The organism is Paenibacillus amylolyticus, assembly GCF_036894225.1.
In the GTDB taxonomy this organism is placed as follows: Bacteria; Bacillota; Bacilli; order Paenibacillales; family Paenibacillaceae; genus Paenibacillus; species Paenibacillus amylolyticus.
Window position 1 is genome coordinate 100,425 of sequence record NZ_CP145893.1, and the last position, 24,883, is coordinate 125,307.

Genomic DNA, 24,883 nt, shown 5'->3' on the forward strand with positions numbered 1-24,883 from the left:
GGATCGTCGCACTCTGTATGGAGTGCGTGGATTGAAATAGGGTTCGTGGATTGCAGGGACTTAGCAAAGTCAGGTCGCACTCTGTATGGAGTGCGTGGATTGAAATTGCCGCAAATGCCACAGCTACTGCTGGGGAGATTGTCGCACTCTGTATGGAGTGCGTGGATTGAAATCTTTTAGTTCGTATACTACTAGTGTCATAATGGGTCGCACTCTGTATGGAGTGCGTGGATTGAAATTTCGTACCAGCATCCGTGAAGTTCATGCGGATCACGTCGCACTCTGTATGGAGTGCGTGGATTGAAATCAACACGGAAACCTGCAATGCATTGGTAAGCTAACGTCGCACTCTGTATGGAGTGCGTGGATTGAAATCTACCGCTACGGTTTTTGTTCCAGCTGGGGTCACTGTCGCACTCTGTATGGAGTGCGTGGATTGAAATCTCTCCCCAAACATCAAACTCGTATGCATAAAGTGGTCGCACTCTGTATGGAGTGCGTGGATTGAAATACAACCATGGTCATCGGATATCCTGAAGCCGATTGTCGCACTCTGTATGGAGTGTGTGGATTGAAATCGCAAAAACAGTGTATTCCCGCACAGGTGGCGGCGTGTCGCACTCCGTATGAGTGCGTCGATTGAAATAGATCAAGGATCACACATAATAGCTAGGGTATGGTTATTAGCACCCTGTTTAAAAATGAGAAATTGAAGCAAGGCCAGTAATTTGATACGGGAGGCTTTTTCTCGGTATTTGTCCTTGGAATCGCGGAGTATATCCTTTTCCTAAGAGTGTTCCTAACTGCCCGGTTATAGAATCTTAGATCCCTCTAATAAAAGTAAACCTTACGTCAAGTTTTGGCCTGGGGAATTTTTTTCACCTAATCTGCTACAATATTTTACAATTTCACGTAAAGGAAAACGAATCTTTTTGTCGAAATGTAAAATACAAGTCGATTTTCCTGAATACCGAAGTAAGATTGTGTAGTTTCAAATCAAATGAGGAGGACACTTGTGACCTACATTGCGCATATACGAGACAAGGATTGGGCCATACAGACGGTGATAGTGCATTTGCTGGAGGTTAGCAGAGCCAGTGGACGAGCCGGGGCCAAAATGGACGTGAAACATCTGGCAGAACTGGCAGGACTATTACATGATATGGGCAAGTTCACCGATGAATTCAAAAACTATATCCAGCTTGCTGTCGCCCAATCGGATCAGGCACCTCGTAGGGGATCGGTGGATCATTCGACAGCAGGCGGAAGACTGTTGCATCAACGGTATGGTGGACCTGACCAGAAGGTACCAAGTCGGATGACAGCAGAATGGCTGGCGAATTGCATCGTCTCACACCATCAGGGACTGCGGGATTATGTATCACCGGATCGGGAGTCTCCTTATCTGAAACGTGTCCAGAATAATGATCTGCCTCATTATGAGCAAGCCAAGCAACAATTTCATCAGCATGTAACAACGGAAGAACTTGACCACCTATTTGCCAAAGCCATCGAAGAATGGAAAAATTTTTATCGTAAAGCCAAACATCATGGATTGCCGCTGATCACGGGTTCACTCATGACGAAATACATATTTAGTTGTCTGATCGATGCAGACCGAAGTAACACCCGAGAGTTTGAAGAGAACGAGCCTCCGGCTGAGGTGCCGGATTACAAGCCTTTTTTTCAAAAAAGTTACGATGCCCTTATGAATCACCTTCATCAGATAAGCTTGAATTCAGACTCGACTAATCCGATTCAGGCGTTGCGTCAGGAGATGTCCGATCATTGCGAACAGTTTGCATTTCGTGAGTCGGGCATTTACTCCTTGTCTATTCCCACAGGTGGAGGCAAGACGCTTGCGAGTATGCGCTATGCGCTAAGACACGCGCTGGAACATGGCAAGCAACGCATTATTTACGTTGTACCGTACACCACCATAATAGAACAGAATGCTGCGGAGATCCGCCGCATTTTGCTGGGGGAAGATGATGAGGAAGGTATGATTCTGGAACACCATTCCAATGTGGTAGATAACCAGGATGATGAACGACAAGACGATGAAGATGGCGAACGTTATGATATGAAACGCAAACAATTGAAGCTGGCGCGGGATCATTGGGATCGCCCGATTATTTTCACAACGATGGTACAGTTCTTGAATACGTTTTATGCCAAAGGAACTCGCAATGTGCGCAGATTACATCAGCTATCCAACGCAGTCATTGTCTTTGATGAGGTACAGTCAGTGCCTGTGTATTGTATTTCCCTCTTTAACGAAGCGCTGAATTTTCTGCATATTTTCGGTAAGTCCAGTCTGCTGCTATGCACGGCTACCCAGCCTGCGTTACATGAGGTACCACAGAAACTACAACTGTCGAATGATGGGGAGATCGTAAGTGATCTACGCAATGTGGGCGATGCCTTTAGGCGGGTGGACATTCATGATTTGACTTCTCAAGCCCCGGCGGGGTGGGTGGCAGAGGAGCTGGCTGCTTTTGTACAAGAACAGATGGACAAAGTGGACAGCGTGCTAGTCATCTTGAACACAAAGTCGGCTGTGTGTAAATTGTATCGGGAGTTGAATGAATCGGCATGGGTGGAGGCGGAGAACATTCGACTTGTGCATCTGAGTACCAATATGTGTGCGGCACATCGGAAAGAGATGCTCGCTGGGCTTATTGCCGGACTGAAAGATGGAGAGCGCGTCATTTGCGTCAGTACCCAACTTATTGAGGCAGGAGTGGATATCAGCTTCCAGTGTGTGATACGCTCGCTCGCCGGACTGGACTCCATAGCGCAGGCAGCGGGGAGGTGCAACCGCCACCGGGAAGTGCCGCTGAGGGATGTATATATTATTCGGTCGGCTGATGAAAATTTGAAGCATTTGCGGGAAATTAAGCTTGGTGCAGAGATGACGGAACGGGTGTTGAGAGAGTTCGGAGATGATCCAGAAGCGTTTGGCGGTAGTTTGTTATCGGCAGAGGCGATGACCTGTTACTTCAGGTATTACTATCATGGCATTGGGGAGAAAGTACATTATCCAGTGCCTAAATTGGAGCAAAATCTGTTCGATCTGATGAATCGTAATGCATACAACATCGACGGGTATAAACTGAAACATGGTCATGTACCCGAGCTAGTAAACAAGTCTGCCATTGCAACGGTTGAGAAGTATTTTGAGGTTATCACGTTGAAAGCAACACCGGTCATCGTTCCTTATGATGAGATAGGTCGTGGACTAATTGCAGACCTAAACGGTCAATTAGGCCCGGGCGATCTCAGCGATCTATTGCGCCAAGCACAGCAATATACGGTGAATGTGTACGAGCATGAAATGAAGATACTTAGCCAAAATGATGAGATTATTTCATTGCTGAACGGACAAGCCTTTGCTTTAAGGGATACGGCATACTCGAAAAAGTTCGGTATGCATCTGGAGGGCAATGGAGAGTGGGAGAGCTTGGTTTTTTAGAATGCAGGACTCGTTAAAGAGAGAAAACTCGCCACAGGCGAGTCTCCAATCATCAAACCACACTTTTCAATCCGCGCTTGGTAGCGACAATTAGAGTCTGACACAGTAGCAACCGCTTAGAGTGTAACATAAATAGACGGAGAGATAAATTTCATATTCAATCTTTAAAAACACACGAAGTAATTAAATTGTGTGTTCGAACATAGGATGAGTTATATACAATGGGAGGTGAGTAAAATAATTTTTACCAAAAGCACCGGTCGTGGGAAAATTTGCTTTAGAACGGAATGTAACACAGGAAGCGAGTATCTTGAATCATCAAAAATTTCTAACAGCCATGTAACAAGCGAAAAGATGATTCCTGAACTACTCAAGGCTATATGTGCGGTGCCTGGTAACACAAAAATTGAGGTTAAAATCAACTGGAGTTCTAAACGTTAAAGAAGATTGATACACTGCTTTGGGCAACGGGGAGTATCATGACATGCTGCTCCCCGAAGCTTCACCAACTTCTATCCAGAAAGGAGGATTATGCAATGCGGAACCAGATTGAATTCAAAGTATATGGCAACTATGCGTTGTTTACCGATCCGCTGACGAAGCTGGGAGGCGAGAAATTTAGCTACCAGGTACCGACATACCAAGCGTTAAAAGGGATCGTAGAATCTATATACTGGAAACCGACTGTTATCTGGATCGTGGATGAGGTGCGAATTATGAAGCCAATCCAAACCGAATCCAAAGGGATGCGTCCTATCGAATACAATGGTGGAAATACGCTGGCCTATTATACATATTTGAAAGACGTATGTTATCAGGTCAAAGCCCATTTCAGATTTAATCCCCATCGGGAAGACTTGGCCTATGACCGAAAGGAGCACAAACACCATAATATCGCCAAGCGAGCGGTGAACATCGGTGGGCGTAGAGATATTTTTCTCGGAACCCGTGAATGCCAGGCATATGTGGAGCCTTGTCTATTCGGCGAAGGAGAAGGCGCGTACGACAAGGTGCCAGAGATTGATTTTGGAACGATGGTGCATGGTATAAACTACCCGGATGAGACAGGACGCAATGAGCGGGAAGTGCGGTTGTGGCGGGCCAAGATGAATAACGGCATTATTCGTTTCGATCGTCCCGAGGAGTGCACGTTGGTGCGTAGAATAGGGGAAGGCACATCCAAAGCATTTCAATCAGACAACATGCAATCTGTGGATGAGTTGTATGACGAATGGTTTGAGGGGCGTGATACGGTATGAGCTGGCTGGCGAACCTGACGCAAACCTACAATAACAACATATTGTCAGTAGGACGATTCGAAACGAAAAAGAATGGGCGCGAATACGCTCTGATCCCGGTTGCTCATACGACGCAGACTGCACATATCGAAGTGCATCTGGATGGAAAAGGAAACTTCGTCACCGCCTACGTTCGAGACAAGGTAGAGGGCAGCACGATCATTCCGTGTACCGAAGCTGCGGCCAGCAGAACAAGCGCTCCGGTGCCATATCCGCTTTTTGACAAGTTGGTGTATGTGGCTGGGGATTTTAATCAGTTCTGCGGTGATGTGAAGGGCACGCCTTATGATGATTATCTGGCTCAATTGAAGGCTTGGTGCGATTCGCCCTACTCCCATGAAAAAGTGCAGAGCGTGTATGACTATACCCGCAAAGGAACACTGATTGCTGATCTCATTGCCGAAGGTATCCTGCATGTTGACGAACAGGGGAAGTTGCGGGATAAGTGGGCTCCGGCCCCAAGTCAGGAATCGATTGAGAAACCGCCGATCTTCAATGTGCTGGCATCTGATCAGAGCAGCGCGTTTGTGCGGTTCGCTGTCAACATTCCTGGTGAACCGGAGGCGAGACTGTGGCGGGATATTGAGGTACAACAGTTATTTGTTCAGTTTTATGAGAATAGTTTGGTGGATATGGATATCTGTTATGTAACTGGGGAGAAGTTGCCTGTTGCGGACAAACATACCTCTCGCATTAGACATTCTGGTGACAAATCCAAGCTGATCTCGGCGAATGATTCTGCCGGCTTTACGTTTCGTGGACGATTTCGGACAAGCCGTGAGGCAGCATCTGTCAGTTACATGGCATCACAAAAGGGACATAATGCCCTCAAATGGCTGATTGACAGACAGGGCATTACGATTGACGGTAAAGTGTTTGTCGTCTGGGGAAACCAGCGGCTGGAGTTGCCGGAACCGCATCAGGATGCATTGGAACTGAGGGAAGCTGCCCAAGAGTTGCAGGGGTTTGATGAAGACTCGGAGTTCGAAGAGGATTTCGATCTGGGTGCCAATGACGATAAATCGTCCAACTCGGGACATGTTGCACCAGCAGGCGATACAACGTCCAAAGCTTTTGCACGAGAGATTAAGAAGGCTATCGGCGGTTACCGTTATGATGGTGAGCATTATGCCCATGTCACGATTATGGTGCTGGACGCGGCGACGCCAGGTCGAATGTCGATCACGTATTATCAAGATTTGAATCATGAAGATTATCTTGACCGATTGCAAGCGTGGCATACCAGTTGTTACTGGCAACATCGATATCGGAAGGACAAGGACAGCCAATGGACGACCTTTACTGGAGCACCTGCCACGAGAGATATTGCGTTTGCCGCTTATGGACCTAGAGCGAGCGACAAACTGGTCAAAGGTCTGATGGAGCGAATCTTGCCATGTATTATAGAAGTAGGGTGTGAGTTGCCGCGTGATATCGTGCGAAGTGCTGTACAGCGTGCATCGAACCCGGTTGGGATGGAACCATGGGAATGGGAGAAGACGCTGAGCATCGCTTGTGCCTTGGTGAATAAGGAGAATGAAAAGGAGGGCTTCGATGTGGGCTTGAACACTGAAACGACGGATCGCAGTTATTTGTTTGGGCGGATGCTGGCGATTGCCGATGTGCTGGAACGAAGAGCGCTGGGACGAGAAGAGAAACGGGCCAGCAACGCGGTTCGTTACATGAATGCTTTTGCCCAACGTCCGGGACGTACCTGGAGTATTATTCAGTCGAACTTACAACCTTATCAAGCTAAAATGGGTACGGATGCAAGATACTACAACAGTTTGCTAGATGAGGTAGGTGCGATGCTCAGCCTGGAAGATTACACAGACAAACCGCTAACTGGATTGTATTTGCTTGGCTTCTACAGCCAGCGTAACGATCTGTACACAAGTAAAAAAGCGACGGAAGCGACAGGTACATCAGACACACAACAAGGTGAAGATAACGATACACAGGAGGAGAATTGAATGAGCGTATTGGATCGTAAAATTGATTTTGCTGTCGTAGTCTCTGTCCGCAATGCCAATCCGAATGGTGACCCGCTGAACGGGAACCGTCCACGTCAGAATTATGATGGTTATGGAGAGATTTCCGACGTTTGCATCAAGCGCAAGCTGCGTAACCGTCTGCAAGATATGGGCGAGTTGATACTGGTGCAGTCTGATGATCGTAGGGATGATGGACACCGTTCGATCAAGGATCGAGTCGATGCTAATGAAGCCGTACAGGAACACGCTAAGGGTAAAAAAGCCAATAAGGAATTATATGCAGATGCGGCATGCCAGTCTTGGATAGATGTACGCAGCTTCGGGCAGGTTTTTGCTTTTAGCGGAACAGATGTGTCGGTAGGTATTCGTGGTCCGGTATCTATTCATACTGCAGTAAGTAAGGATCGGATCGATATTAGCAGCATGCAAATTACGAAAAGCGTCAACTCTGTTACCTCTCCCAAAGATCCAGACAAACGTGGCTCGGACACCATGGGCATGAAACACCGTGTCGATTTTGGCGTGTACGTGATCTATGGCAGCATCAACACACAGCTTGCAGAGAAGACTGGATTTACATATGAGGATGCGGAAAAGTTGAGGGAGGCGCTTCGCACATTGTTCGCCAATGATACATCTTCTGCTCGTCCTGACGGAAGCATGGAGGTATACAAGCTGTATTGGTGGGAGCACAAATCTAAGCTGGGACAATACTCTTCTGCAAAGGTACATCGTTCATTGATCATAGAAGAGAATCCGGAAGTCAACGAGGCTGAGAAAAACACTTATGCACGTTATACCTATGACATTCAGCCGCTCGACGGGTTGGAAGTACAGGAATATGAAGGACTATAACGAAGAGGATTATCTGTTGCTTTCGGGGATTCAGCATTTTAATTTTTGTAGAAGGCAGTGGGCATTAATTCATATCGAACAACAGTGGGAAGACAATGTGCGTACCATAGAGGGAGATCATTTGCATCGAAAGGCAGATCAGCCAGCGCTTCGTGAAAAACGGGGGGATAAACTGGTGGTTCGTGCGCTTCCGGTGCAATCGAGGGAACTTGGGATCACAGGCATCTGTGATGTGGTTGAATTCATTCGTGATCCATCTGGAGTTCCACTTGCGGGAGAGGAAGGGTTATACCTTCCTTATCCTGTTGAATACAAACGTGGGAAGCCCAAACGAAATGATTCCGATCACTCTCAATTGGTAGCACAAGTCATATGTCTCGAAGAAATGCTCGTATGTGATATTCCCAAGGCCTATTTTTATTATGACGAGATCAAACATAGGATTGAAGTCATCATTACTGCGGCAGATCGGGAACGTGTGAAGGCAAGTATTCAAGAGATGAGACATTATTTTGATCGGAACCATACACCCAAAGCCAAAGCCGGGCCACACTGCCTAAGTTGTTCTTTGAACAACATATGTGTACCTGATATTTTGAATAAACGCTCGGTTTCAAGTTACATCGAAAGCAGGTTGAATGAATGAAAAAACTGCTGAACACCTTGTTTGTGACATTACCCGATACATACCTTGCACTAGATGGCGAAAATATCGTAGTGAAGCAGGAGGAAGAAATTCTTGCTCGCTATCCGATGCATAATTTGGAGGCTGTATGCACCTTTGGCTATGCTGGAGTAAGTCCAGCATTGATGGGGGCTTGTGCGTCACGAAATGTTAGTTTGACGTTTATGACACGAACGGGGCGATTCCTCGCACGTGTCATTGGTGAGGATCGAGGAAATGTGGTCCTTCGTAAAGAACAGTACCGCATATCTGACAATGAGGAGCGCAGTGCGCGGGTTGCTCGTAATATGATTACAGGAAAGTTGTACAACAACAAGTGGATTCTGGAACGAGCCACACGGGATTATGCACTACGCATCGACACGGAACGAATCAAGAAGGTCACGGAGTCGCTAGGCGAAACGATGAAGCTGTTGCGCGAGGTGGAGCAATTGGATATATTGCGCGGATTGGAAGGATCGGCTGCCGTGCAATATAACTCTGTGTTCGATGATCTGATTCTACAGCAAAAAGAATCGTTTTATTTTTATGGACGTAGCAGACGTCCTCCGCTGGATAAGGTGAATGCACTATTATCCTTTGCTTATACCTTGCTCGCTAATGATATGAAGTCTGCGCTTGAATCTGTCGGACTTGATGCATACGTTGGTTTTTTGCATCGGGATCGTCCTGGCAGAGCTTCACTTGCATTGGATATGATGGAGGAACTTCGAGGAGTGTACGCAGACCGGTTTGTACTTTCTCTCATTAATAAAAAGGTAGTTAACGATAAAGGTTTTTATGTGAAAGAAAATCTCGCAGTGATTATGGATGATGAGACGAGAAAGAAAGTGTTGAAAGCATGGCAGGAGCGCAAACAGGAAAAGATTATGCATCCGTATTTAAATGAAAAAATACCTTGGGGTCTTGTACCATACACTCAAGCTTTACTACTGGCAAGATATATACGTGGGGATCTGGATGAGTATCCCCCGTTTTTGTGGAAGTAGGTGTGACGATTGCTTATTTTGATTACGTATGATGTAAGCACGATAGATAGTGAAGGGCGTAGAAGACTATCTAAAGTGGCGAAAAAGTGTGTGGATCACGGTCAGCGAGTGCAGAACTCAGTGTTTGAATGTATACTGGATGCTGCCCAATTTAGACGATTAAGATTCGAACTGGAAGAATTAATTGATAAGGATACTGATAGTCTTCGATTTTATAACTTAGGTGATAATTACAAAAGTAAAGTTCAACATGTAGGTGCCAAAGATTCCTATGATATGGGCGATCCGTTAATACTCTAGCAGGTGCGAATGCCAAGCTCACATGATTTCCCTGGGGGATTCGCACCTCGGAATTTGTCGAAAAGGTCTTTATTGTGACCTTTTGGCAATGATTTATGGTCGAAAGTTTGTGATAACCGGTTTAAAGTAGTATAAATATCGAAAATACGTTAATAGTTATTCTTCAAGCATAGTTATTACGTCACTTTTCGCTGTCGCACTCTGTATGGAGTGCGTGGATTGAAATGTTATACTCCGTGATCCATTCGGGCGGTATCGGGTCGCACTCTGTATGGAGTGCGTGGATTGAAATAGTGAATTCATAGCGTCGAGCGAGTCCCATACGCAGTCGCACTCTGTATGGAGTGCGTGGATTGAAATATCGCATTGACGAAAGTGTTATAGGTAAGTGCCTGTCGCACTCTGTATGGAGTGCGTGGATTGAAATATCACGTTAACATTAGATGCCTGTATGAATACATCGTCGCACTCTGTATGGAGTGCGTGGATTGAAATCGTCCACAACAATGTTTGTGATAATTAGTCCAGTAGTCGCACTCTGTATGGAGTGCGTGGATTGAAATAACTGGTTTTTGAATTGGACGTATTTAGCTTTGAAAGGTCGCACTCTGTATGGAGTGCGTGGATTGAAATAGTAGGTGTTGGCATTGTGAACCTCCTAGTATATTGTCGCACTCTGTATGGAGTGCGTGGATTGAAATAAGTTTGAATACGCTACCAACATAATTCCTTGTGCGTCGCACTCTGTATGGAGTGCGTGGATTGAAATCTGGTACTACGATTGTATGTCTTCGCAAATGATGGTCGCACTCTGTATGGAGTGCGTGGATTGAAATACTTCATCCGCGATGATCTTCAAAAACCGTCTGGTCGCACTCTGTATGGAGTGCGTGGATTGAAATATAGGCAATAACTTCCTCATCTGCTGGTGGATAGTCGCACTCTGTATGGAGTGCGTGGATTGAAATTCCCAACGCACGTACACCAGCTCCGCAAGCTTGCTGTCGCACTCTGTATGGGTTGCGTGGATTGAAATGTTGAAATCGGCGTAGATCCTGAGCCTATGACACAGTCGCACTCTGTATGGAGTGCGTGGATTGAAATATTTGTCAGGACTCCTTTTATAATATTCTCATACGTCGCACTCTGTATGAGTGCGTGGATTGAAATCTTTATTGTGGGTGCCGGCATACCGCTGTATACACTGTCGCACTCTGTATGGAGTGCGTGGATTGAATTGGTACAGGATAAACAGTGGCATCCTCTAAGGCAAGTCTCACTCCGTATTTTATAGATAAGTGGCCAATTCGAAAAAAAGTTGTCTAACAAATTCATTCTTTTGGTGACTTATAGAAAAAGAAAGTGATTTGAATACGTTCATGATTGAGCTAATAACCCGGAAATGCCATTCTAATAATCCGGTCACTGGAGACATTTTGAGTAACATGCATCATGTTAAATCTGAATAGTTCCTCTGTCCATCGTTTGAAACAATAAGCCCTAGTAGCACACCTACCACGTCCTGGCTTTCATATGATTCGTAATATGACTTAGCTAGAGAAACCTTAGAGTTGAGAATGTCTGTTGTATGTTTAATATATTGATAGTGGATGAAGCATGAATCCAGATGGACCGAAATAATTGAATTAGATGAACAAACCAAGCACTTGCGGATAATGCGTGGCACATGCTACGTAATTGGACCACGGTTCCAGGTACACATAAAGAAGGGACGTTTAATGGTTTATCTTTGTTCACTTGGCTTCAAATTGATAAGAAATTTGTTTAGAATCAGGGCATGTGGAGGAAGTAAGGTCAGATTACGTGATTTATATTTGATACTGACCATAATATGTACCACCCAATTAAACTAACGGTTAAGAAATCAGGAACAGTCTGCCATCTTGGCAACTGTTCTTTTTAATCCATTAAGTTATTGATAGTTCTTTTTACTTAATGTATTGTGGTTGAATCGACCCGGTACACCTTCCCGTCCGAGAAAGTTTACAACGATAATTGTCAAGCTGATCGAGTAAAGGAAAGTTAAAATACTGAAAAGACGTCAATATCATTTGTGTAATAGAGATGACACGTCTTTTTTGATGTCGCACTCTGTATGAGTGCGTGGATTGAAATATCTCAGGTAGTTCCTCAGATCCAATAGAAATTGGGACGCACTCCGTATGGAGTGCCTAAATTGAAATATCTGTTATGTCTAAGAATTTAATGAGCGGGTTATGTCGTACTCCGTTTGGTTAATTGAATGTGTAGGTGAAACAAGGCAAGCCAATGAATGGCTGTCTGTGGCCATGAAAACTAAGGGTTTAATTACGATTTTAATTAATACGAATTACACGATTATAAAAAATGATATTTAACAACGCCTACCACAAGGGATTGGCTTACCTTTTTCGCTTATTTCAGTTGCTTTCTTTAAGGAGTCAACACTCCGATATGATTTCCTAAGTTATGTAATGGTCTTTGAGATAGTAGTTCCTTAATTTATTCCGGCATAACCATTCTTTCTAACATTTAAGATTGGTAGGCACCCTTAGTTATCAAGAATGGATATTGGTTTTCCAGAATTTTACTCGAACCTGCTTCTCATTAACGATTCCTATGTCGAACGTAAAAAAGCGTCGGGGAAAATCTCCGGCGCTTTTAGCGTTGGTACGGACCTTGGTTTTAACCTAAAGGAAATAATATTAGTTCAAAAGGGTGTGTTCAATGCACCATTTTGAGAACAAAATTCCTGAATTTTTAAACACGCACATTTACCATCTATAATAATTTCATCTCTTTAAGGAAACGGGAAGGTTGTCTATACCTAGCACCCATTTTTAATGAACTTGACTTGATATAAGATAGATACAAAAGTTTTTTAGCACGACTTATGGCTACATATAATACTCGTCTGTCTTCTTCTACTGTAAGTTCGTTCATCGGGAAGACTCCTTCATTTATTCCGAGTACATGCACGACATCAAACTCTAAACCTTGTGAAGAGTGCGCAGTCAGTAACCTAACACCACCGGAACCGGTTGTTCTTGATAAGGAGGTGAATTTGTTCTTAAACGAAATCAAACTGTATTCATTGGTATCCCGAATATACGTATTCCAATTATCTCGCCACATTTTTAGATCACTCATAAACACGTTTGTTTCCTCTACACTTGCAACAGGTTTTTCAGACATGAAGTACTTTTCTAAAACGAGTATTGCATCTGAAAAATTCATATCAGGTCCCCATAAATATGACCATGCATCTAATAATGCTTTATAGTTCTTTTTCCATTCCTTGCCGACTAATGAATCGAAATGTTTAAGTAAAGCAATTCCGTTTTCAGTGCTGTTGTAATTGATCGTATTTTTATTTTCCACCCCAATTAAACTTTGAAAGAGGTCAAGATAATACCTATCATTGTGATTAATCAAGAGTCTAAAACCAGATTCAAATACTTGCATAATAGTTGATTCGCTCTCTAATATACCAAATGTTTTGTTGATAAAGGGTATATTATCTTCTGAGAATTGCTTTTCGATTCTTCGAAGAGATGAACGGTTTCTTGCAATTACAGCAATTTTGTCCCAATGTATCTTCTCATTTATTTCAGAAGGTTCTTGTCTCACCAATTTTGAAATATTATCTGCAATCCATATTGCTTCTTTCTCCTCATTTTCTAGTTCTTTAATAATCACCGAGCCATTTTTTAAAGTGCTGGATGAAAAACTTGATTTTGAAATTAACTTATCTGCAAGAGATGCAATCTCGGATGAGGAACGGAAATTATTTTTTAGTATAACAACAGTCGGGTCATAATAGGTTTCGAATTGTTCCATAAAAGAGGTACTAGCACCTGTAAAAGAATATATGGCTTGGTTTTTATCACCAACGAGCATAATATTACTGTTATGTTTAGGATATAATGTTTGCAAAAATTGGTAAGATGCATAAGTTAAGTCCTGTGCTTCAAATATATAAGCAAATTTAAAAATTCTTTGGTAAATCTGATTTATAGAAGGCTTTTCATTAATGATTCTATATGCAAGTAAAATGAGATCATCAAAGTCCATTAACGACCGAGCCTTTAAATACAGATCATATTCATAATAAATAGAGTCGTAAAATCTTGTATCATCATCAATGTGTTCATCATAGGGGAGAGGAAGTTTCAGCTCTCTTTTTTGACGACTGATATAATATAAGATCTCTCTTACCACATTTACGCTATTTGTTTGACTTAAATTTTGAGAAGGTGAATTTGTATTTGAACGGGTGACGAGTATTTCTTTAAGAATATTCTCTGATTCTGAACTATCTATCAAAACGATTTCTTTAGTTTTAAGACCTAAAATATCCCCGCGAGTTTCAACAATATCTCTTGCAAATTGATGTATAGTTCCGACAAAAAATCTTTCTAAAATATCTTTATCATCACTTTGAAATTCTTTTAATATTCTCTCTTTGAACTGTTTAGCCAATAAACGATTGTAAGTTAAAATAAGAATTTTGTAATTTCCTTTAACATTCTTAAGTATATGTTCGAGCCTCTTTATTGAGGTTGTTTGTATTCCGGTTTGAGGTCCTGCATTAACTAATATGGGACCATGAATATGTTCTATTACCTTTTGATGATCCCCAGAGATCATATAATCCAAAATGAATCACCTACCATTTTATAATTATGTTTTGATTTGTAGAAATAATTGTCTGATTTTCTCTGGAATTTTTAGCTCTGAGTCTGCTCTCGTGACAATTGTTTCAGCAAGTACAGAAGCATATTTAGTTTTTCCACTTTGTAGTTTTGTCAAAACATCTTCATCAGAGTATTCCTTTTCTTGCAATACTGCCTTATGCTGCTCATTTACTGCGTCGTACTCAATAATAGCACTAATCGCTTCTTCACGATAATGAGCTAATATATATTGTTCATAGTTTTGATGATTCGCAAAATAAATGACTCTAGGATCTTGAAGGTTAGTATCAACGAGTAAGAGAGCCTCATTAAGTTGATCTAAAACGTCTTTTTCACCATCAGAGAAGATAAGCCAATCAATATTTAATCCTTGTGCAACATGGAGAAAAGGAAGGTACTTCCTTCCTTTTCCTCCCACCCCAATAATATTAATTCCAAGTTCAAATGGGTTACAACCGAAATGAGCCTCAAAAAAAATAGGTAATGCTTGTTCTTCTGTTTCTCCTTCACAAAGAATAATACATTTTGAGAAGAGTAATTCACCGCGACTGTTCATTACTTCTCTATTTATTTTTCGAATATCATCCCTACGCATAGAAGTCATATTAATTTCAGAAACCGCTGTTTGTGAATCATGCTTGCTAAAATGCCTAATTGATTCTAATGGTGCAAAGCTAGCAATGTAGGGTGAATGAGTACTGATTATTTTCTGACCATTAAATGATGCCATTTGTTTTAAAATGTTTCTCTGTGCCTGAGGATGTAAGTGTGATTCAGGCTCCTCCAGTGCTAAGATACTCCAAAAAGGTAAGTTCTTTTCTTGGTTAACTCCCTCAATCCATGAAGCATAACTACGAAAAGCGAGTAAAGTTGCCCAGCTCCTTGTTCCCATGCCATGATATTCAAGTGGAAAGCTATCATCACCTGGCTCACTAAAGAGAACGTCAATACCTCGATATATATCTCTGATCTTTCTTACTATAGGTGTTATTTCAACGCCATTGTGTTCTCCCGATGAAAACAGATTTAGCTCTTTTAGATTCTGCTGTAAATGTGCCAAAATGGTACTGTTGCTAACAATCTCTGTGTTTAATCTTAGAAGATCAGCTTCGATGCGTTCCAATTGATCTTCATTTAGATTAATGTCGGAAATTAGTTTACCCCAAAAGGAATGAGGATTTCGCATTTCTCTATGGATATCTCTCTGTGCGTCTAGATACAACAAAGGTAGTTTTTCCATGATACTTAATGGAATTTTATCTAAAACAGTTGATGTCCACCATTCGTCAGGATTCTCGTTCCAATCGGATAGAAAATGTTGTTCCAATGAGAAGTCTCTTTTTAATTCATCAAATTTGATTGTAGTTCTAATAGCAACGTATTCTGAATCATTTTGATCCGTTCGTATCGCGTTTGCTCCCCAGTGACTCGACCATGTTTCATCAAAAAATTGAACTCTCTTTGAGTCTTGCCCTGTGGGTGTAATTAAAGTATCTATAGTAGAACTCTGTTCAGTCGCTATCAGTTTATCTACAGTGGCATGAAAGTCTTCTTTACGAATAAGTTTGCGATCTAACCCGAATACAAGCTCTAATGCTTTTAAAAATGATGTTTTACCTGAATTATTCGTCCCGACTAGTATCGTGAGAGGGGACAATTTAACTTTTATATCTTTCAGCGCTCTAAAATTTTTTATTCTGACTTCGTGCAAGATTATACTCATTGTTCCCTCCAGTAGTATCGTTTAAACTAGATAAGCATATGATATTCGACACATTCTTAAATACACCTGTAAGCATGGATAAGTGATATTACTATTATTCTATTTTTACTTGTTGAGAGAGTCAGCACTAATTTATGTATTAGTATTAAACATTCACTCTTGTTTAAGATAGATTATATCGTTATGGAAGCTCTTGGAGATGATGAAAGGAATTAATGTCTGGATCGGTAAGAACGGAACAAGAGAAATACAACAATGAAACTAGGGGATTTAATAGGATTTACTAAGTAGTAGCTAGTACTTATTGTAATCTCAACAATGTTCGTAGATTATCATTAACAAAAATAGATATACACGTTACACGCATAGGGGCTGCCTGGAGGAATGGATTTTGATATTTCGTACGTATGAGTTTTATAACTCAACAAGGGAGCTAAAAGAAACGAATATACATACTTGGAGCCGGAAGTATGGTTAATAAGCAATCTTATAATTTACATCATATTAATTAGGGTTAAGTCTGGTGCATTAAATCTTCTGCCGTAAAGAGCTGATAAAAAAATAAAAAGACTTTACAAACAAATCCTAAACATGATATATTACTTATCCGGCCAAGAAATGGTCGACAAAACAAGTTTGATCTTTGAAAACTGAACAACGAGTGAGTAAACATTCTGCTTGCAGAATGAACGCAAAAGTTTGAGACAAGCCTTGGCTTGAATCGACTGGAGCACAAAAGAGATTTTTAATCTCGTCAGATTCAAAATGAGCTTATCGCTCTTTTCAATACTTTATTGGAGAGTTTGATCCTGGCTCAGGACGAACGCTGGCGGCATGCCTAATACATGCAAGTCGAGCGGACTTGAAGAGAAGCTTGCTTCTCGGATGGTTAGCGGCGGACGGGTGAGTAACACGTAGGCAACCTGCCCTCAAGTTTGGGACAACTACCGGAAACGGTAGCTAATACCGAATAATTGTTTTCTTCGCCTGAAGGAAACTGGAAAGACGGAGCAATCTGTCACTTGGGGATGGGCCTGCGGCGCATTAGCTAGTTGGTGAGGTAACGGCTCACCAAGGCGACGATGCGTAGCCGACCTGAGAGGGTGATCGGCCACACTGGGACTGAGACACGGCCCAGACTCCTACGGGAGGCAGCAGTAGGGAATCTTCCGCAATGGGCGAAAGCCTGACGGAGCAATGCCGCGTGAGTGATGAAGGTTTTCGGATCGTAAAGCTCTGTTGCCAGGGAAGAACGCTTGGGAGAGTAACTGCTCTCAAGGTGACGGTACCTGAGAAGAAAGCCCCGGCTAACTACGTGCCAGCAGCCGCGGTAATACGTAGGGGGCAAGCGTTGTCCGGAATTATTGGGCGTAAAGCGCGCGCAGGCGGTCATTTAAGTCTGGTGTTTAATCCCGGGGCTCAACCCCGGATCGCACTGGAAACTGGGTGACTTGAGTGCAGAAGAGGAGAGTGGAATTCCACGTGTAGCGGTGAAATGCGTAGATATGTGGAGGAACACCAGTGGCGAAGGCGACTCTCTGGGCTGTAACTGACGCTGAGGCGCGAAAGCGTGGGGAGCAAACAGGATTAGATACCCTGGTAGTCCACGCCGTAAACGATGAGTGCTAGGTGTTAGGGGTTTCGATACCCTTGGTGCCGAAGTTAACACATTAAGCACTCCGCCTGGGGAGTACGGTCGCAAGACTGAAACTCAAAGGAATTGACGGGGACCCGCACAAGCAGTGGAGTATGTGGTTTAATTCGAAGCAACGCGAAGAACCTTACCAGGTCTTGACATCCCTCTGATCGATGCAGAGATGTATCTTTCCTTCGGGACAGAGGAGACAGGTGGTGCATGGTTGTCGTCAGCTCGTGTCGTGAGATGTTGGGTTAAGTCCCGCAACGAGCGCAACCCTTATATTTAGTTGCCAGCACTTCGGGTGGGCACTCTAGATAGACTGCCGGTGACAAACCGGAGGAAGGTGGGGATGACGTCAAATCATCATGCCCCTTATGACCTGGGCTACACACGTACTACAATGGCCGGTACAACGGGCTGCGAAATCGCGAGATGGAGCCAATCCCAACAAAGCCGGTCTCAGTTCGGATTGCAGGCTGCAACTCGCCTGCATGAAGTCGGAATTGCTAGTAATCGCGGATCAGCATGCCGCGGTGAATACGTTCCCGGGTCTTGTACACACCGCCCGTCACACCACGAGAGTTTATAACACCCGAAGTCGGTGGGGTAACCGCAAGGAGCCAGCCGCCGAAGGTGGGATAGATGATTGGGGTGAAGTCGTAACAAGGTAGCCGTATCGGAAGGTGCGGCTGGATCACCTCCTTTCTATGGAGAATCGTTTCCTGCAACGGAAACATTCAAATACGCAGCTTAGCTGCAAAACACTCACTCGTTGTTCGGTTTTGAGAGCTCAAACTCTCAAACAGCTTGCTTTTGCATGGAGCTTGTTCTTTGAAAACTAGATATCGAAACGAAACAAACGCGAATTAGAACATTCCTTTTTAGCTGAACTTGTGTTAAACAAGTTTCAATAAAAACGGTAGTCAAATTGCTTTTGTGAGGGTATCGGGTGAGAGCGACTTTTGGCTTTGCGCAAGCAAAACAAGGGAAGCGAGCGACCGAAACCGGAACAAAATGGTTAAGCTACTAAGAGCACACGGAGGATGCCTAGGCGCTAGGAGCCGATGAAGGACGTGGCGAACAACGAAACTGCCTCGGGGAGCTGTAAGCAAGCTTTGATCCGGGGGTGTCCGAATGGGGAAACCCAGCTGGGGTAATTTCCAGTTACTCACAACTGAATACATAGGTTGTGTAGAGGCATACCAGGGGAACTGAAACATCTAAGTACCCTGAGGAAGAGAAAACAATAGTGATTCCGTCAGTAGCGGCGAGCGAACGCGGAGAAGCCCAAACCAGAGAGCTTGCTCTTTGGGGTTGTGGGACGTCTCACATGGAGTTACAAAGGAACCGGTTAAGCGAAGAGGTCTGGAAAGGCCCGCCAAAGAAGGTAAAAGCCCTGTAGTTGAAAGTCTGTTCCCTCCGAGACGGATCCCGAGTAGTGCGGGGCACGTGAAACCCCGTATGAATCCGGCAGGACCATCTGCCAAGGCTAAATACTTCCTAGCGACCGATAGTGAAGCAGTACCGTGAGGGAAAGGTGAAAAGCACCCCGGAAGGGGAGTGAAATAGAACCTGAAACCGTGTGCTTACAAAAAGTCAGAGCCCGTTTTAGGGGTGATGGCGTGCCTTTTGTAGAATGAACCGGCGAGTTACGTTCCCGTGCAAGGTTAAGGTGAAGAGCCGGAGCCGCAGCGAAAGCGAGTCTGAATAGGGCGACTTAGTACGTGGACGTAGACCCGAAACCGGGTGATCTACCCCTGTCCAGGGTGAAGGTGCGGTAACACGCACTGGAGGCCCGAACCCACGCATGTTGAAAAATGCGGGGATGAGGTGGGGGTAGCGGAGAAATTCCAATCGAACTCGGAGATAGCTGGTTCTCCCCGAAATAGCTTTAGGGCTAGCCTCGGAAAACAGAGTCGTGGAGGTAGAGCACTGATTGGGTGCGGGGCCCGCAAGGGTTACCAAGCTCAGTCAAACTCCGAATGCCATAGACTTACTTCCGGGAGTCAGACAGTGAGTGCTAAGATCCATTGTCAAAAGGGAAACAGCCCAGACCATCAGCTAAGGTCCCCAAGTGTGTGTTAAGTGGGAAAGGATGTGGAGTTGCACAGACAACCAGGATGTTGGCTTAGAAGCAGCCATCATTGAAAGAGTGCGTAATAGCTCACTGGTCGAGTGACTCTGCGCCGAAAATGTAACGGGGCTAAACACACCACCGAAGCTATGGCTTGATGCTTTGCATCAGGGGTAGGGGAGCGTTGTATAAGGGTTGAAGGTGTACCGTAAGGAGCGCTGGACATTATACAAGTGAGAATGCCGGTATGAGTAACGAAAAGATCAGTGAGAATCTGATCCGCCGAAAGCCTAAGGGTTCCTGAGGAAGGCTCGTCCGCTCAGGGTAAGTCGGGACCTAAGGCGAGGCCGAAAGGCGTAGTCGAAGGACAACAGGTCGAAATTCCTGTACCACCGTAAGCCGTTATGAGCAATGGGGGGACGCAGTAGGGTAGTGACGCGGACTGATGGATGTCCGTCTAAGCAGTAAGGCTGATGTGTAGGCAAATCCGCACATTGTAAGGCTGAGCTGTGATGGGGAGCGAAAATTATAGTAGCGAAGGTCATGATCTCACACTGCCAAGAAAAGCCTCTAGCCAGGTGAAGGTGCCCGTACCGCAAACCGACACAGGTAGGCGAGAAGAGTATTCTAAGGCGCGCGGAAGAACTCTCGTTAAGGAACTCGGCAAAATGACCCCGTAACTTCGGGAGAAGGGGTGCCCCGGTAGTGTGAATAGCACGAGGGGGCCGCAGTGAAAAGGCCCAAGCGACTGTTTAGCAAAAACACAGGTCTGTGCGAAGCCGTAAGGCGAAGTATACGGGCTGACGCCTGCCCGGTGCTGGAAGGTTAAGGGGAGTGGTTAGGAGCAATCCGAAGCTGTGAACCGAAGCCCCAGTAAACGGCGGCCGTAACTATAACGGTCCTAAGGTAGCGAAATTCCTTGTCAGGTAAATTCTGACCCGCACGAATGGCGTAACGACTTGGGCGCTGTCTCAACGAGAGATCCGGTGAAATTTTAATACCTGTGAAGATGCAGGTTACCCGCGACAAGACGGAAAGACCCCATGGAGCTTTACTGCAGCTTGATATTGAATTTGGGTACGATCTGTACAGGATAGGTGGGAGCCTTTGAAACGTGAGCGCCAGCTTGCGTGGAGGCAACGTTGGGATACCACCCTGATCGTATCTAGGTTCTAACCTGGTACCGTAATCCGGTGCGGGGACAGTGTCAGGTGGGCAGTTTGACTGGGGCGGTCGCCTCCTAAAGAGTAACGGAGGCGCCCAAAGGTTCCCTCAGAATGGTTGGAAATCATTCGAAGAGTGCAAAGGCATAAGGGAGCTTGACTGCGAGACCTACAAGTCGAGCAGGGACGAAAGTCGGGCTTAGTGATCCGGTGGTACCGCATGGAAGGGCCATCGCTCAACGGATAAAAGCTACCCTGGGGATAACAGGCTTATCTCCCCCAAGAGTCCACATCGACGGGGAGGTTTGGCACCTCGATGTCGGCTCATCGCATCCTGGGGCTGAAGTAGGTCCCAAGGGTTGGGCTGTTCGCCCATTAAAGCGGTACGCGAGCTGGGTTCAGAACGTCGTGAGACAGTTCGGTCCCTATCTGTCGTGGGCGTAGGAAATTTGAGAGGAGCTGTCCTTAGTACGAGAGGACCGGGATGGACGTACCGCTGGTGTACCAGTTGTTCCGCCAGGAGCACCGCTGGGTAGCTATGTACGGACGGGATAAACGCTGAAAGCATCTAAGCGTGAAGCCCCCCTCAAGATGAGATTTCCCAGTATGTAAGACCCCTTGAAGACGACGAGGTAGATAGGCTGGGGGTGGAAGTGCAGCAATGCATGGAGCTGACCAGTACTAATCGGTCGAGGGCTTATCCAATAGCAAGTGATAATTCGCATGTTTCGTTTCGAATCTAGTTTTCAGAGAATGATCTCTGAATGTAAGCTAAGCTATGCGTTTGGTGGCGATGGCGGAGGGGTTCCACACGTACCCATCCCGAACACGACCGTTAAGCCCTCTAGCGCCGATGGTACTTGGACCGCAGGGTCCTGGGAGAGTAGGACGCCGCCAAGCGAAACCCCGCTGGGGTATTTTTTTTGGCTTTTCTTGAGAATTTAAGTGATGAGAACAATTGGCAGATTTAAATTCTTCTTCAGGAGTAAGTAAGGCCCGTTGGTCAAGGGGTTAAGACACCTCCCTTTCACGGAGGTAACAGGGGTTCGAATCCCCTACGGGTCATAATAAGGCGGTGTAGCTCAGCTGGCTAGAGCGTACGGTTCATACCCGTGAGGTCGGGGGTTCGATTCCCTTCGCCGCTACCATTTTTTAGGGGCATAGTTTAAAGGTAGAACAACGGTCTCCAAAACCGTTGGTGTGGGTTCAATTCCTGCTGCCCCTGCCATTTTATTAAGAGCCATTAGCTCAGTTGGTAGAGCACCTGACTTTTAATCAGGGTGTCGAAGGTTCGAGCCCTTCATGGCTCATTGTTATATATGCGTGCGGTATAAACTCTTCCCAGGTGAATCCTCTGTTATAGTAAGACATGGTGAAAAGATCGAGAGTAATCTATACAAACTATGGTGTCTGTTGAAGAAAAACCTTGAGTAATACTCAAGGTTTTTTTGTTTCTTAAACACTGCGGAATGTGTAAGGTACAATTTTCTCCCGTAAGGAAGTCCTATGTAGAAAAGGTCATTTGTGTACAGTTTCAATGTAAGCAAAAAAACTGGCATGACAGATCTCACGATTTGCATAGTCAAAGGTACACTGTTTAGTCCCCTTTTTCAATGTACGAGATATGCTATGTATGTTTGAAATAAGACTTGTTCGGATAATAGAATATGCCCTGTAGTCATGTTTCTGGGAACTCAATAACTATTGAATTATAATTCCCCATGAGAAAAGAGGCGTCCTAGTGAACAGCCTCTTTCTTATATATATTGATATTGAATTACTTAACCACGTGAAGGAAATTCGCCTTGCAAGCATATGATAAAAGTCTGAGTAATAAAAGGTTGCATATTGTTATGTGGCTGAGATGAACCAGTCACTCCTACAGCCATAGGCGTCATATCTGTGCTTGGTGCGTTATTGTACAATGGGGGCTGCGGTGCTGTGGGAATAGGCTTGGCAGCTTGGGCCCAGTACGCATCTTTAGGTGAAGTTTGATTCCCTGTCGCAACAATACCTTGAGGTGTGTGCGTATGAGCAGGGATTCCGGTTTGATTTAGCGTGACAGTTGCATCTCCAACCTTTTCTCCAACAGTACGAGGAGTTAGACCTGTTCCGGAACCTTGATGAATAACAGCGGAACCCATCAGATTGGGCAATGCAAAGGTCGATTTTCCATCTCCACCATACTGTACACCCAGTATAGAAAATAGAGCTGTATTTTGGTTAATTGACATCAATTGACCATTACATAAGGCCCAGCCTTTTGGTGCGAAATTTCCAGAAAAAATTCGGATTTCACCGATATACGCATCAGCCAAAGTCATGTCCTCCTTAATTAGTTGCGAGAAGGGAAAATTCCCTGAATCGCAATGGCGTAATTCAATACGGTGTATGGTTGCATATTGTTATGCGGTTGAGAACCGCCGGCTCCTGAGAGACTTCCTGAATTCATAGTTTCTTGTCCAGGGGTGGATCCGAATGAATTCGGGACAGCTGCCCAAACGTTATTTAGTGGAGTTGCCACCGATGGATTGGTTTCAGAAGCTGTTACTTGATGGTTATGTATCGGCATCTCATTAATGGTTAACGTGTGAGCTGCTTCACCCTGTTTAGTGCCCAGAGGAATTGTATTTGACACATGTATCGGTACTCGTCCACGATAGTCTGGAAGTGCGAAAGTAGTGATACCATCTCCTCCGTAGACGTTGCCAAGCAAAGAGTAGAGAGCTTGGTTGCTGTTGATCTGCAAGATTTGTCCTTCGCAATAAGCCCAGTTACGAGGGGCATAGTTGTTGGCGAACAATCGGATCTCGCCCAAAAATGGTTCTGACATGAGGTGACCTCCTCTATTTTTTTATTCTCTTTAAGGTTGAGACGGGAATATGCCCTCTAGACAGATAATGAACGAAATGACAGTTGAAGGCATCATATTGTCATGAGCCTGGTTTCCACCGACAGAAGATACAGCTGCAGTGTTCATATTCACAGTAGTGGCTTTATCTGAAGTGTAATAGATTTTTCGTGGTGAGTTAGACCAGGTTGCATTACTTGGTGTTGATGTAATTGTAGAGGAATCCGATGCTGTGTACACCGAATGCGTATGTACAGGGAGTTGATTAGATACCAATGTAACCATCTCATTACCTGCTTTTTGCCCACGAATAAACGTAGGGTTTGGATGTACAGCCACTCTACCTTGCAAATCAGGCAAAGCAAACGTGGTTTGTCCATCCCCGCCATACGTTGTTCCAAGTAGAACGAACAGAGCCTCATTTTCAGCAATGGGTATTGTTTGTCCATTACACAAAGCCCATCCAAGAGGAGCAAAATTCCCCGCAAACATCCGAATCTCACCTAAATAAGCTTCACTCATTCGTTTTCACCTCACTAAATTCTGATGTTGATTCATTTGTTCTCAAAGGATACCATTCCATTAGTTGATATAAACCTGTGCTGTGTACAGGAACGAAGTTGAGCTTCTGATACAGCCTCATTGCCCTGTTCATGGGAAGTACGCTTAAACGAATAGTTGCGCCAGCATGACTTGCCCTCTGTTGTAGATCCATAATTATGCTCATACCTATTCCCCGATTCCGATACTCTGGAAGTAGAGATATATCAATGAGCACCCATTCTTGCCCTTGTTCAAGTACGTACGTTTGACCGACAGAAACATTATTGTCACGAACGATTATACGAATTGCATCTGGGTAAGAGGCCGCATAAGACATGGTTTGAGCTCTCCATTGCATACGCAAAAATAGTTCTTGTTCCTCTAGCTCCCAGTTCCAACTTTGTAATTCGTCTTGGCGGGTTAATGAATACAACTGAAACAAAAACGCTTCATCTTCGAGTTTTGCAGCAACTGTATCAATCACTTTTTATTTTCTCCTTTAATTCCAAGGTGATGGCTAGATATAGTTGTCATAATTTGTTTATAACAGATGGAAGAAGGGCTGTCATTAAAAATTTTGCAGTTTCAAATCGAATG

13 protein-coding genes, 4 tRNA genes, 3 rRNA genes and 2 CRISPR repeat arrays (1 of these 22 running past the window's edge) are annotated in these 24,883 nt (G+C 44.4%); of the genes, 14 read left to right on the forward strand and 6 right to left on the reverse strand.

The features are described 5' to 3' along the window. A CRISPR array of direct repeats spans window positions 1–578; the repeat unit is 33 nt; unit sequence GTCGCACTCTGTATGGAGTGCGTGGATTGAAAT (it extends 264 nt beyond the left edge of the window). Window positions 579–1,015: 437 nt separating this feature from the next. From cas3 to cas2, 7 genes are all read left to right on the forward strand, one after another. After that, the gene (gene cas3 / locus V6668_RS30720) at window positions 1,016–3,475 is read left to right on the forward strand and encodes a CRISPR-associated helicase Cas3' (RefSeq protein WP_338709155.1); all 2,460 of its coding nucleotides are present in this window, start codon (window positions 1,016–1,018) and stop codon (window positions 3,473–3,475) included. A gap of 536 nt (window positions 3,476–4,011) precedes the next feature. Further along, window positions 4,012–4,734, forward strand: coding sequence for a type I-C CRISPR-associated protein Cas5c (gene cas5c, locus V6668_RS30725; RefSeq protein WP_338709156.1), 723 nt, complete (start codon window positions 4,012–4,014; stop codon window positions 4,732–4,734). After that, the gene (gene cas8c, locus V6668_RS30730; RefSeq protein WP_338709157.1) at window positions 4,731–6,746 is read left to right on the forward strand and encodes a type I-C CRISPR-associated protein Cas8c/Csd1; all 2,016 of its coding nucleotides are present in this window, start codon (window positions 4,731–4,733) and stop codon (window positions 6,744–6,746) included. Before cas5c ends, cas8c begins: the two co-directional genes overlap by 4 nt. Further along, the gene (gene cas7c, locus V6668_RS30735; protein ID WP_338709158.1) at window positions 6,747–7,622 is read left to right on the forward strand and encodes a type I-C CRISPR-associated protein Cas7/Csd2; all 876 of its coding nucleotides are present in this window, start codon (window positions 6,747–6,749) and stop codon (window positions 7,620–7,622) included. Beyond that, window positions 7,609–8,268 (forward strand): CRISPR-associated protein Cas4, encoded by a 660-nt coding sequence (cas4, locus tag V6668_RS30740; protein WP_338709159.1) that lies wholly within the window; start codon window positions 7,609–7,611, stop codon window positions 8,266–8,268. Before cas7c ends, cas4 begins: the two co-directional genes overlap by 14 nt. After that, the gene (cas1c, locus tag V6668_RS30745) at window positions 8,265–9,296 is read left to right on the forward strand and encodes a type I-C CRISPR-associated endonuclease Cas1c (protein WP_338709160.1); all 1,032 of its coding nucleotides are present in this window, start codon (window positions 8,265–8,267) and stop codon (window positions 9,294–9,296) included. Before cas4 ends, cas1c begins: the two co-directional genes overlap by 4 nt. A 9-nt stretch (window positions 9,297–9,305) precedes the next feature. Beyond that, the gene (gene cas2, locus V6668_RS30750) at window positions 9,306–9,596 is read left to right on the forward strand and encodes a CRISPR-associated endonuclease Cas2 (RefSeq protein ID WP_026081267.1); all 291 of its coding nucleotides are present in this window, start codon (window positions 9,306–9,308) and stop codon (window positions 9,594–9,596) included. 193 nt (window positions 9,597–9,789) lie between these two features. After that, a CRISPR array of direct repeats spans window positions 9,790–10,700; the repeat unit is 33 nt; unit sequence GTCGCACTCTGTATGGAGTGCGTGGATTGAAAT. 1,677 nt (window positions 10,701–12,377) lie between these two features. Here the strand turns inward: cas2 and V6668_RS30755 are convergent. Together V6668_RS30755 and V6668_RS30760 are read right to left on the reverse strand one after the other, a co-directional pair. Beyond that, a complete protein-coding gene (locus V6668_RS30755) occupies window positions 12,378–14,246 on the reverse strand; it encodes an ATP-dependent helicase (protein ID WP_338709180.1) in 1,869 nt (622 codons plus the stop codon). Between the two features lie 33 nt (window positions 14,247–14,279). Further along, window positions 14,280–16,016 carry an ATP-dependent nuclease gene (locus tag V6668_RS30760; protein WP_338709161.1) on the reverse strand — a complete coding sequence of 579 codons (1,737 nt, stop codon included), beginning with the start codon at window positions 16,014–16,016 and terminating at the stop codon, window positions 14,280–14,282. Window positions 16,017–16,807: 791 nt separating this feature from the next. Here V6668_RS30760 and V6668_RS30765 point away from each other — a divergent pair. From V6668_RS30765 to V6668_RS30795, 7 genes are all read left to right on the forward strand, one after another. Further along, window positions 16,808–18,360: ribosomal RNA gene (locus tag V6668_RS30765) — 16S ribosomal RNA — on the forward strand. Between the two features lie 311 nt (window positions 18,361–18,671). Continuing rightward, window positions 18,672–21,597, forward strand: a 23S ribosomal RNA gene (locus tag V6668_RS30770). 78 nt (window positions 21,598–21,675) lie between these two features. Further along, window positions 21,676–21,792: ribosomal RNA gene (gene rrf, locus V6668_RS30775) — 5S ribosomal RNA — on the forward strand. The 16S, 23S and 5S rRNA genes sit together here with 4 tRNA genes alongside, the layout of an rRNA operon. Before the next feature lie 93 nt (window positions 21,793–21,885). Further along, window positions 21,886–21,957, forward strand: a tRNA-Glu gene (locus tag V6668_RS30780). Window positions 21,958–21,963: 6 nt separating this feature from the next. Beyond that, window positions 21,964–22,040, forward strand: a tRNA-Met gene (locus V6668_RS30785). A 6-nt stretch (window positions 22,041–22,046) separates the two neighbouring features. Beyond that, a tRNA-Trp gene (locus V6668_RS30790) sits at window positions 22,047–22,120 on the forward strand. 9 nt (window positions 22,121–22,129) lie between these two features. Continuing rightward, window positions 22,130–22,202 (forward strand) — tRNA-Lys (locus tag V6668_RS30795). Between the two features lie 471 nt (window positions 22,203–22,673). Here the strand turns inward: V6668_RS30795 and V6668_RS30800 are convergent. From V6668_RS30800 to V6668_RS30815, 4 genes are read right to left on the reverse strand one after another with little or no spacing between them, the layout of a single operon-like run. Then, entirely contained in the window at window positions 22,674–23,210 is a 537-nt protein-coding gene (locus V6668_RS30800) for a phage tail protein (protein WP_338709162.1), read from the reverse strand. Between the two features lie 17 nt (window positions 23,211–23,227). Further along, entirely contained in the window at window positions 23,228–23,725 is a 498-nt protein-coding gene (locus V6668_RS30805) for a phage tail protein (RefSeq protein ID WP_100529038.1), read from the reverse strand. Window positions 23,726–23,755: 30 nt separating this feature from the next. After that, window positions 23,756–24,265, reverse strand: coding sequence for a phage tail protein (locus V6668_RS30810; protein WP_100529039.1), 510 nt, complete (start codon window positions 24,263–24,265; stop codon window positions 23,756–23,758). After that, complete coding sequence (locus V6668_RS30815) at window positions 24,258–24,770, reverse strand: GNAT family N-acetyltransferase (protein WP_100529040.1); 513 nt, start codon at window positions 24,768–24,770, stop codon at window positions 24,258–24,260. Before V6668_RS30815 ends, V6668_RS30810 begins: the two co-directional genes overlap by 8 nt. Between the last annotated feature and the right edge of the window lie 113 nt (window positions 24,771–24,883).

Bases quoted from the DNA above. Each gene is read 5' to 3' on its own strand.
- cas1c (WP_338709160.1), top strand. From the start codon at position 8,265: ATGAAAAAACTGCTGAACACCTTGTTTGTGACATTACCCGATACATAC.
- V6668_RS30805 (WP_100529038.1), bottom strand. From the start codon at position 23,725: ATGTCAGAACCATTTTTGGGCGAGATCCGATTGTTCGCCAACAACTAT.
- V6668_RS30810 (WP_100529039.1), bottom strand. From the start codon at position 24,265: ATGAGTGAAGCTTATTTAGGTGAGATTCGGATGTTTGCGGGGAATTTT.
- cas4 (WP_338709159.1), top strand. From the start codon at position 7,609: ATGAAGGACTATAACGAAGAGGATTATCTGTTGCTTTCGGGGATTCAG.
- V6668_RS30755 (WP_338709180.1), bottom strand. From the start codon at position 14,246: ATGATCTCTGGGGATCATCAAAAGGTAATAGAACATATTCATGGTCCC.
- cas5c (WP_338709156.1), top strand. From the start codon at position 4,012: ATGCGGAACCAGATTGAATTCAAAGTATATGGCAACTATGCGTTGTTT.
- cas8c (WP_338709157.1), top strand. From the start codon at position 4,731: ATGAGCTGGCTGGCGAACCTGACGCAAACCTACAATAACAACATATTG.
- cas7c (WP_338709158.1), top strand. From the start codon at position 6,747: ATGAGCGTATTGGATCGTAAAATTGATTTTGCTGTCGTAGTCTCTGTC.
- V6668_RS30760 (WP_338709161.1), bottom strand. From the start codon at position 16,016: ATGAGTATAATCTTGCACGAAGTCAGAATAAAAAATTTTAGAGCGCTG.